This window comes from Kosmotoga sp. DU53 (assembly GCF_001639905.1).
GTDB lineage: Bacteria > Thermotogota > Thermotogae > Petrotogales > Kosmotogaceae > Kosmotoga > Kosmotoga olearia.
The window spans coordinates 1-9,645 of record NZ_JGCK01000049.1; the positions used below are offsets into that span (position 1 = coordinate 1).

General features: G+C 42.2%; 12 protein-coding genes and 1 pseudogene. 8 read left to right on the top strand and 5 right to left on the bottom strand.

Going from position 1 to position 9,645, the window contains the following annotated elements; translation table 11 throughout:
* Both DU53_RS06715 and DU53_RS06720 read left to right on the top strand, forming a co-directional pair.
* Positions 1 to 332, top strand: a 332-nt coding sequence (locus DU53_RS06715) for an HD-GYP domain-containing protein (RefSeq protein ID WP_153020836.1), incomplete at its 5' end; no start/stop codon positions are given.
* A 197-nt stretch (positions 333 to 529) separates the two neighbouring features.
* Positions 530 to 1,660 carry an MFS transporter gene (locus DU53_RS06720; RefSeq protein ID WP_082853862.1) on the top strand — a complete coding sequence of 377 codons (1,131 nt, stop codon included), beginning with the start codon at positions 530 to 532 and terminating at the stop codon, positions 1,658 to 1,660.
* Positions 1,661 to 1,760: 100 nt separating this feature from the next.
* Here DU53_RS06720 and DU53_RS06725 read toward each other — a convergent pair whose 3' ends face one another.
* Entirely contained in the window at positions 1,761 to 2,018 is a 258-nt protein-coding gene (locus DU53_RS06725; RefSeq protein WP_063728180.1) for a hypothetical protein, read from the bottom strand.
* A gap of 248 nt (positions 2,019 to 2,266) precedes the next feature.
* Between DU53_RS06725 and DU53_RS06730 the strand changes: the two genes are divergently transcribed.
* A complete protein-coding gene (locus DU53_RS06730) occupies positions 2,267 to 2,701 on the top strand; it encodes a type II secretion system protein (RefSeq protein ID WP_063728183.1) in 435 nt (144 codons plus the stop codon).
* Positions 2,702 to 2,907: 206 nt separating this feature from the next.
* Here the strand turns inward: DU53_RS06730 and DU53_RS06735 are convergent, their stop codons facing one another.
* Positions 2,908 to 3,570 (bottom strand): GNAT family N-acetyltransferase, encoded by a 663-nt coding sequence (locus DU53_RS06735; protein WP_063728185.1) that lies wholly within the window; start codon positions 3,568 to 3,570, stop codon positions 2,908 to 2,910.
* Positions 3,571 to 3,693: 123 nt separating this feature from the next.
* Between DU53_RS06735 and DU53_RS06740 the strand changes: the two genes are divergently transcribed.
* The 3 genes from DU53_RS06740 to DU53_RS06750 all read left to right on the top strand — a co-directional run bounded on the left by DU53_RS06740 (position 3,694) and on the right by DU53_RS06750 (position 6,034).
* On the top strand, positions 3,694 to 3,825 hold the full coding sequence (locus tag DU53_RS06740) for a desulfoferrodoxin FeS4 iron-binding domain-containing protein (RefSeq protein WP_015868596.1): 132 nt from the start codon (positions 3,694 to 3,696) through the stop codon (positions 3,823 to 3,825).
* Positions 3,826 to 4,269: 444 nt separating this feature from the next.
* A complete protein-coding gene (gene sfsA / locus DU53_RS06745; protein WP_063728186.1) occupies positions 4,270 to 5,031 on the top strand; it encodes a DNA/RNA nuclease SfsA in 762 nt (253 codons plus the stop codon).
* A 535-nt stretch (positions 5,032 to 5,566) separates the two neighbouring features.
* A complete protein-coding gene (locus DU53_RS06750) occupies positions 5,567 to 6,034 on the top strand; it encodes a peroxiredoxin (RefSeq protein WP_063728188.1) in 468 nt (155 codons plus the stop codon).
* Between the two features lie 184 nt (positions 6,035 to 6,218).
* On the opposite strand, the gene DU53_RS06755 is transcribed toward DU53_RS06750, so the two are convergent.
* Together DU53_RS06755 and DU53_RS06760 are read right to left on the bottom strand one after the other, a co-directional pair.
* Entirely contained in the window at positions 6,219 to 6,707 is a 489-nt protein-coding gene (locus DU53_RS06755) for an HPP family protein (RefSeq protein WP_063728190.1), read from the bottom strand.
* Between the two features lie 162 nt (positions 6,708 to 6,869).
* A complete protein-coding gene (locus tag DU53_RS06760) occupies positions 6,870 to 7,313 on the bottom strand; it encodes a GNAT family N-acetyltransferase (protein ID WP_082853863.1) in 444 nt (147 codons plus the stop codon).
* Positions 7,314 to 7,492: 179 nt separating this feature from the next.
* On the opposite strand from DU53_RS06760, the gene DU53_RS06765 reads away from it, so the two are divergent.
* Together DU53_RS06765 and bcp are read left to right on the top strand one after the other, a co-directional pair.
* Positions 7,493 to 8,266: a transglutaminase-like domain-containing protein gene (locus DU53_RS06765; protein ID WP_063728191.1), complete on the top strand. Its 774-nt coding sequence runs from the start codon at positions 7,493 to 7,495 to the stop codon at positions 8,264 to 8,266.
* Positions 8,267 to 8,315: 49 nt separating this feature from the next.
* Complete coding sequence (gene bcp / locus DU53_RS06770; protein WP_063728193.1) at positions 8,316 to 8,792, top strand: thioredoxin-dependent thiol peroxidase; 477 nt, start codon at positions 8,316 to 8,318, stop codon at positions 8,790 to 8,792.
* A gap of 442 nt (positions 8,793 to 9,234) precedes the next feature.
* On the opposite strand, the pseudogene DU53_RS11940 reads toward bcp, so the two are convergent.
* Positions 9,235 to 9,645, bottom strand: a pseudogene (locus DU53_RS11940) (integrase core domain-containing protein); the annotation flags it as partial.

Consider the following 9,645-nt stretch of genomic DNA (forward strand, 5'->3'; position numbering starts at 1 on the left):
CTGAAATTGGCGCAAACGTAATTGGTAAAATTCATCAACTGCAGGATTTGGCACCTATCATACTTTACCATCACGAGAGGACAGATGGGAGCGGCTATCCTGAGGGACTCTCGAAAGATAGAATACCGCTTCTTGCCCGTATTCTAGCCGTAGCAGACGTATTCGATGCACTGGTGAGCGATAGGCCCTATCGTCCTGGTATGACACCTGAAGAAGCAATCAGAATAATGGAAAATATGGCATTAGACCAGGATATTGTCAAAGTATTGAGAGAAAACCTCGAAGAGATAATGAAATCGATGAACTCGTTGCTTGTTCAGGAAAATGAATAGATTTCGTAAAATCAACTGTTCGAATCGACCTGCCACTACTGACATTATCAACCGAAAAAATATTCGAAGAATCTTTGTGTCTTTTATTGTTCTTCTATCCTTCCTACCCGATCACGTTACGTAGAGATGGGTCATGGTACTTCCAGCCACATGGGTCTATAATCTTTATTAAACGTACATTTTTAGGGGAGTTTGATTTGTTTATCTGGGATTTTATCTTTGAAGCACTTACATATTCCAGCTTTGCTGCAAGAAGCATGCTTGGCCAATTCTTTGATATCGCGGGTTTCAGTCCCGTGGAGATTGGCTATTTGGTGGCTATGCTACCCCTTGTAGCATTGATTTCAAATCCATTCTGGTTTAGAGTGGGATCAAGGATTACGGATAAAAAAGCCTTCATAATTGTTTCGCTCATTTCGGGCTTTTTATTCTGGCCAATATACATTTCGAGAAATTTCATTCTTGGCCTCATTTCAATTGCCGCCTTTTCCTTTTTCTTCTCGGCCGTTGTCCCCCTTGGTGATTCTCTTATGATGGCTTCCATAAAAAAGCACGGTGGCACTTTCGATAAAATCAGACTCTTTGGTACCATAGGTTTTTCTATTACAGCACTGCTTTTGAGTTATCTGGTTAAATGGGGTTTCATCTGGTATTTCATAGTCGCTTCAATCAGCCTTTTTATCGCTCCCATTGTGATAAATATAAAAAGAAAGAATAACAAGAAAATACAGGAAAAGCCAAAAACGGTGTTTATAAGAAACGGAAACCTGTTTACTTTTGTTCTTATGACCGTTGGAATGATCTTCGGTGTAACTCTAGGAAGTTTTCATAACACCTTTTTTCCTGTTTTATCTCGAGAAATGGGCTATGATAAATCGGTTGTAGGACTTGTCTTTTCTTTCATGGCGATTACAGAGATTCCTTTCCTGTTTTTCGCAGAAAAGATCATAAGAAAGTTTGGAAATTTCAGTGTTCTTGTAGTCGGCATGCTGGTAAGTGCTTTGAGAGTTGTGCTGGTTACTTATGTCTCGGGACTGGTGCCTTTGTTGCTAACCCAGGCTCTTCACGGGCTCACGTACATCTTGATGTATTACGCCCTTTTTAACTATATACATTTCAGATTACCCGAAAGATACCTAACCAATGCTCAAAGCCTTTTCTGGCTAACAAGTTCAGGATTAACATATATTTTTGGGTCAATTATCGGTGGTTATCTCATAGAGTACTTTCAAACAGTAACGGGTTTTAGGATTATGGGTTATTCAGGTTTTATAGTAGCCGGAGCAATCATAGCAATTTTCCTTATATTTAAACGCAAGACATCATAACTTTCAGCGCTTTCATTTAAGTGAGCGTCAAAGAAGAAAACAGGGACTGTGTCGTAGTGGACTGTACCTGTTTTTCGAGGCTCACTCACACGTAGCGTGCTTACCGAGCTTTTGTACATTCGTCATCCTGAACTTGATTCAGGATCTCGTACTTAAGAAAATAAGATTCTGGATAAAACATCTCCAGAATGACAGCTTTTTCAACTGCAAAGCAGTTCGTAACAACCACGAAGTGGTTCGCAACAACTCCGCAGGAGTTCGGGTCAATCCCGAAGGGATTCGTGTCCGCCGCGCAGCGGCTCTCTCGGATTCTCGGATTTTTATCAGCGTCTGCAAGCCTCAACCTCGTGAGCGTCAACGTCGTGAGCCTCCTGAGCGCAGCTCAGCACTTTCGCCGCATAGCGGCCCTCTCACCTTCTCGGATCTCGGACTCTCGAAGTTTTTTTGGTGGACTGTCCCCATTTTCCATATCCGCTGCGCAGCAGCGCACAGTGGAGTACCTCCATTTTCTTATTTTCATTGCTAATAGCGACTCCTAATTGGCACAATTTTGCATACAGATGATTGAAGCAAAGACTACTACTATTCTTTAAAGGAGGGATGTAGGTGAGAAAAAGAGGATTTTCACTCGTTGAGCTTTTGATCGTTTTAGCGGTTATTGCTGCATTGATCGCCATAATTACACCAGTTGCGTTAAACGCGATCAAAAAAGCACAGGCTACAAAAGTTGCGCAGAACTTGAAAACACTTGCCAATGCCTTTGAAAACAAACTTTATATTGATGGTGAAATTCCAGCATCTATTAATGAGCTTGGAAGAGATATTGATACTGACAACTATGGTGTCGCATATTATATAACCAGCCCTGGAACCTATGATGTTATTGTGTACACCAAAGAAGATGTTGATTTTACCATTGTTAAGAATATATTGAGTGACGCATGGAATGGACCAATGCCTTCTTATTTTAATGTGCTACCTGGTTCTGCAGATACAACCGACGTAACAGCATGGTATGAATTTATCTTCACAGTATATTGATATCATATAATTGACCCCGATAACAGAAAATGGGGACTGTACCGCAGTGGACTGTCCCCATTTTCTGTTTTGACTGTAGCTCCTATTTTAAGCAATGTCAACTGCGAAGCAGTTTGCATCAACTCCGAAGGAGTTCGCCTCACTGGCGTCAGCCAGTCGTATCTTTTGTAAATATTAGAGTCTGTCCTGTCCTTTTTTACTTTGATTCATCTTCGTCTCTCGTGGCCGCGTAGTGGCCCTCTCGGTTCTCGGACTCTCGATGTTTTTTGGTGGACTGTCCCAATTTTACTCGGACTGTACACCATTTCAAAGGAGCCTTTGAAGCCGAAAATCTTTCTCCATGGAAAGGGCAGGGTATGAAATTTTATAATTTTAAAACCCATCCTTTCGTATAATTTTCTCGCTTTAATGTTCTGCTCTATTACAAAGAGCCTGATCATAGGCAACCTTTCTTTTTCTGCAAAATCAATTATGAAACTCAAAAGCGCTGTTCCGATTCCTTTGCCTCTTGCTTCTTTTACAACGGTTATAACGTCTAAAAGGAGACCATTTTTAGCACTCTTTTTTAACGCCAATCCTAGGAATGCTACTCTGAATATGGAGATCCCGAATTCTTTTAAAGCATCTAAGACGCCGATTTCAAGCCAATTGTTTTTCTTGGTTTTTATTCCAGCGACACCTAAAATTTCTCCGTCTTTTCTGGCCACAATTATCCCGTCACTTTTCAGGTATCTTGAGTATATTTCAATACTTTTTTCTTTTGAACCGAAAATAGGTTTTACTTTTTCGCTAAATGGTTCGTAAAGTAACTTTGCAATCTTTATTCTTTCATACGGGAAAAAACCGAAAGCTATTTCGATATTTTTCATATAGTTACCCCCCAATAAGATTCTATAACCTGTTAGCACTAAAACCAATACTATCCAAAGCTTTGGATTCCATATAGTTTATCTTAGAATTAAGTTAAGCTTAAGGGAAAGGAGCGAAAGAGAATGCCTAAAGTAACGACTAAGGGACAGATTTTCGTGTGCGAAATCTGTGGAAATGTTGTAGAAGTAAAGGAAGTTGGAGGCGGCGAATTGGTCTGTTGTGGTCAGCCAATGACGATAAAAGAAGACAAATAGTCGGTTACACCAACTCCGAAGGAGTTCGTACCACTGACGAAGCCAGTTGTACCAACGCGAAGAGCACGCGCGACACGCTGACTTCGTTAGGACTAGCACACTGCGTGTGGACATGCGCTCCTTCGTCGCGGCTATGCGGCCCTTCGAGCCGGAATAAGACATTTTCTATTCCGCCGAAGGCGCAAAGCCATTCCGTAGGAACGCGTAGCCTGAGCGAAGCCCAATACGGCCGCTGCGAAGCAGGGAATTTCTTGCCCTCTCGGATTCTCGGATTCTTATCAGGAGTTCGTGACAATCCCGAAGGGATTCGTATCCGCCGCGCAGCGCCTCTCTCGGTTCTCGGACTCTCGGATCTCGGATTTTTATCAGCGTCTGCAAACCTCAGCCTCGCAAGCGTCCTGGACGGAAGTCCAGCACTTCGACAGCTCTGCTGGCTCTGATATAATGAAAGAGATGAAAAAATACAAATGGATCAGAAAACCTGAGAACGCGAAATTTATCGAAAGGCCAAACCGCTTTACTGCTATTGTGGAACTATCTGGAAAAAAGAAAAAGGTTTATCTACCAGATCCAGGAAGACTTGAAGAGCTTCTCCTTCCGGGAAACGAGGTAATTCTGGAGAAGAGGAGAAATAGTGGTAAAACAGAGCATGACCTTCTTCTTGTAAAGACCAAAGCCTTTCCCACCGGTGAACCTCTTTTGGTAAGCGTAGATTCGCGGTTACCAAACCTTTTGTTTCGCTGGTTGATCGATGAAAAAATTCTTCGCCATTTTGGAAAGGTTAAGTATGTAAAACCAGAACCCGTAGTAAACCACGGGCGGCTTGATTTTTATATTGAAAGTGATAACGGTAAACACTACATCGAACTAAAATCGGTAAATCTCATCGATGCCGAGGGGACGGCGAGATTTCCCGACGCTCCCACGAAAAGGGGGACAAAGCACATAAAGGAACTAATAAGGCTCAATTCTGAAGGCTTTCACAGCTGGATATTTTTCATGATAGTGAGGAAAGATGCACTGAAATTCAGCCCCTTTTTCGAGAGGGACCCGGAGCTATCAGAGGCTTTAAATGAGGCTTCAAAAAATGGAGTTCAAATCAAAGCACTTCAATTCAGTCCTGGAATTGACGTGGAATTTTGTGGAGAACTGAGAGTAGAACTCGAAAAAAGTAGTTTCCCTGGCTTCTGGCCTGAAGTAGAATAGCCGACAGTTATCAATTGGAATACGAATAGGAGATTGAAAATGGGGACTGTCCCGCAGTGGACTGTCCCCATTTTCTTGACCTGTCATTCTGAACTTGATTCAGGATTTCATCCCTGGATTTTATCCGCCGAAGGCGCGTGTCAACTGCGAAGCAGTTCGGGTCAACTCCGAAGGAGTTCGTGACAACTCTGAAAGAGTTCGGATCAATCCCAAAGGGATTCGTATCCGCCGCGTAGCGGCCCTCTCGGATTCTCATGTTTTTCGTCGCAAGCGTCTATAATTCCCCCACTCCGAAGGAGTGCTCACCCCTGACGAAGTCAGGCTTACCCCCGGCACAGCCGGGCTTACCCACGCGAAGCGTGCTTACCAGCCGCGCAGCGGCTATCTCGGTTCTCGGCTCTCGGATTCTCGTGTTTTTCGTCGCAAACGTCGCATTATCAATTGTTTGTTCCCATTTTCTAAGCTGTCTTCTATAACGCAAAATGTTGATATTCATCATCGAATCATGATAGGGTAAACACAGGAGGTGTTCAAAATGTTGGATACTGGTGATAAAGCTGTTGATTTTGAACTTTTCAGTACTAATCTGGAAAAAGTTAAATTGTCACAATTCAGAGGAAAAAAAGTAGTCCTTGTCTTCTATCCTGGGGCTTTTACGAGTGTGTGCAAAAAAGAACTATGCACGTTCAGAGACAGCATTACAAAATTTGGGAAGCTTGATGCAGTTATATTGGGTATAAGTGTGGATAGTCCTTTTGCAAACAAAGCTTTCAAAGAACAGAACATGATATCTTTTGAACTGTTGTCCGATTACACCAGAGAGGTCTCAAGGAGATACGGTGGTGTACATGAAGACTTTGCAGAGATGAAAGGGTACACTGCTTCAAAAAGAAGTGTATTCGTGGTAAACCCCGAAGGTATCATAACGTACAGGTGGGTTACCGATAATCCGGGCGAAGAACCGGATTACGCCAGCGTGTTAGCCGCAGTCGAAAAAGCTTAATCTTTGGATTTGTAAATAGTCCCAGAGTTTCCTGGCTTCCTTATGTACAAACTCAATAGATTTTACTCCGACATGGTTAAAGAGATTGCTTTAGAAGAAGGGAACTGGACTGTCCCTTTTTTCTACAGATCGCCACCTATTGACCCTACTATTTTCTCTATACTTTTAATTTATTCCTGAAAGTTCAAAGCAGGTCTATCAAGAGAGGTTTCAATACCTTCTTGATAACGCTCAGCAATATTAAAGCCAGAAGGGTTATAATGGCTGTTCTAACATCAAATCCATCAAGAGAAAGTCCAAAGGCAAGCCCGGCACCAGGAGGATGTTCAGTATCTGTCATAATCATTAGAAACATAGCGAGTCCAACAGCAGTGGCTCCGTAAATTATCTCATATTTGCTTCCATTGAGGCCGGTTATAAGGCTAAAAATGTGAAGAAAAAAGGCTGTTAATACACCAAAGGCGTTTCCGCCAATTATATATTTGGGTCTGGAAGCTTTTTTATGAGGTATAGTAAAAACTATGAAAGAGCTGGCCCCAAAGGACGCTATCACTGCTGCTTCAGAAATGGTATCCAGCAAGAACAAGATGCCCATTACTGAGAGTCCCATGAGCAATGTCTGAAAAATATAACGTGACTTATTTCGTCTGAACTTCTCATCCAGAATTCTCAAACCAGACCCCTCAATACTATAAAATACGCACCCAAATCATATCACAAATATTTTTTGTCAAGACATAGACTGAATAACAACAATGGACTCATGAAAGAATCATAAACAAGAAAGAAAATGAGGACAGTCCATAACAGGACTGTCCTCATTTTCTTATCAATTCTAAAGCAACAAATCTTTATACATCTTAATGTGAATAATCCCTGCCTCTTCGAATTCCTCTGAATCTTTTACATAACCAGCTTTCAAATAAAAGCCTGAAGCTGAAAGCTGGGCATTCATTATAATTCTGTATATACCTTTATTTCTCGCCTGAGACTCAACAAATTCTAAGAGCCTGGTTCCCAGTTTCATACCGCGATAAGGTTTTCTAATGGAAAAGCGCTCTAACTTCCAGATCCCATTTTCAACTTCCCTGACTCTACAGGTACCCACAGCTTTACCATCACACCTCATAAGAAAGTGTACAGCCTCAGGATCCAGCCCATCAATTTCAATAGCTTCAGCAATTCCCTGGCCTTCTATAAAAACTTCTCTCCTTATCTCAAAAGCTTCTGCAAGCCTTTCTTTATCAGATCCAGGAAAAATTATTAGCGTTATATTCAAAAAACCATCTCCTAAAACTTGAGTACTTCATCGTTTATTATAACTTTTTTAGCTATCAGAAAATGCAGACTGTCTCCATTTTGATTTTGGCTGCAAAATAGATTTAGCGTAAACTAGTGCTCTTGTAGAGAGGATGCTATACTCTAGACGCGATAGATTCAAAAAAGGGGGTAAATCGTTTGCTAGAATGGAATTATAAAGAAGTTGTTTCTCTTCCTGAAGTGAAAATGGATGATCTCAACAGTTCGAAAATGAGAGAGCTTAGAGAGAAATATCATCTTGATGAAGTAGTGGCTGGTGTCCATAGTGATTATGAGAAGTTAAAACGTTTGATGAAATGGGTTTACGATAGGTGGAAGCACAACGGGAATAATGAACCATCCAGGGAAGACCCTTTAACTATACTTGAAGAGGCCTCAACAGGAAAGAATTTCAGATGTGTGGAATACGCCATTGTAACTGCTGCAGTTGCTAGATCTATGAGTTTCCCATCAAGAGTTCTTGGCCTCATGAGAAAAGATGTGGAAACAGCCACCTCTGGAGCTGGACACGTGGCTGTTGAGGTGTGGATGGATGAGTATAAAAAATGGGTGTTCCTTGATCCGAAATGGGATGTTATGCCAGAACTTGATGGGCTTCCGCTTAATGCGGTGGAATTTCAGGCAGCTATTACTGATAATGGAAGCAGATTGAAACTTATCGGCTCATCCGGGACCGAGAAAAGTGTATATCTAAAGTGGATAGCTCCCTACCTGTATTATTTTAACTATCGGGTGGATCAAAGGTTTTTCACGGAAGAGGAAAAGAAAAGCGGACTCAAGATAATGCTGATTCCAAAGGGTGCCAAACCTCCGCGTGTGTTTCAGAGACGTTATCCAATAGGGGAGTATATCGGTATTTCAAATCCGAAACAATTTTATCCAGATATGTTTTCTCAATACCAGAAGAAATAGGCATGTTCAGCTCAGTATTATTCGCAAAGCGAAGAAAAGGGGGATGATTATGGAAAGCAAGGCGATAGTTGGAAAACCTGTTCCAGATTTCACTTTAGAAAATGAGAATGGTGAAAGCGTTACTCTGTCATCTTTTCGCGGCAAGTGTGTTGTGTTGTATTTTTATCCCAAAGATAATACACCAGGATGCACACTTGAAGCTCAGGACTTCAGAGACCATTTAAAGGATTTCGAGGCTCTGAACACCATAGTACTGGGTGTCAGCAAAGACAGCGTCAAATCACACATGAATTTTGCAAAGAAACTGAATTTGAACTTTCACCTGCTCAGCGACCCAGAGGCAAAGGTACACAAGATCTTCGACGTGCTTAAACCTAAGAAAAGGTTCGGAAAAGAGTATCTAGGAACAGAAAGATCCACCTTTGTTATAGACAAAGACGGCATTCTAATCAAAGAATATAGAAAGGTAAAAGTAAAGGGGCACGTCCAGGAAGTATTAGAATTCATAAAGAGCAATTGCGGTTGAAAAGCTGTACCAACGTTTCGATTAAATGACTCAACACACTACGTTTTTTGAATACCTGCAGAAAATGGGGACTGTCCCTTTTGTGGACTGTCCCCATTTTCCAGAGACAACTGCGCAGCAGTTCGAGACAACCACGAAGTGGTTCGCACCACTGGCGTAGCCAGTCGTAACAATCCCAAAGGGATTCGTATCCGCCGCGCAGCGGCTCTCTCGGTTCTCGGCTTCTCGATGATTTATCCGCCGAAGGCGCGTGTCAACTGCGCAGCAGTTCGGGTCAACTCCAAAGGAGTTCGTATCACCGGCGAAGCCGGTCGTATCAATCCCGCAGGGATTCGTGTCGCCGCGCAGCGGCTTTCTCGGTTCTCGGATTCTCGGATTCTCGGATTCTTATCAGGAGTTCGTGTTGGTCTGACCCCCAATAATGAGACACGGGTTAACGAGATCAAGCTTTAACGGATTGAATCAAAGAAATATTGCACTGTTTCTTAAAGGCTTGTGGTGTCATGTATTTCAAAGAACCATGTGGTCTGAGATTATGATAGAAATCCATGTACACCTGGTATTTCCGGTAAACGTCTTCCGCTCTCTCAAACACATTCATAGCCACAAATTCCCTTTGCACATTCGAATGCTGTGATTCAATAAAAGCCTGGGAATCAGGGTGGTGCTTTATCCCAAATTCCTGGATTATCTCGTTCTTTTACAAAATATTCCCGGGTGTAATTAGCTGTAAACAGGCTTCCATTATCCGTACGGACCAACTGAGGTACCGTTTCCTGGTAAAGCATTGCCCTTCCCAGTGTTCGAGTAAAATCTTTGCACTTGCAACTCTTCCCAAGATATGAACCCACTA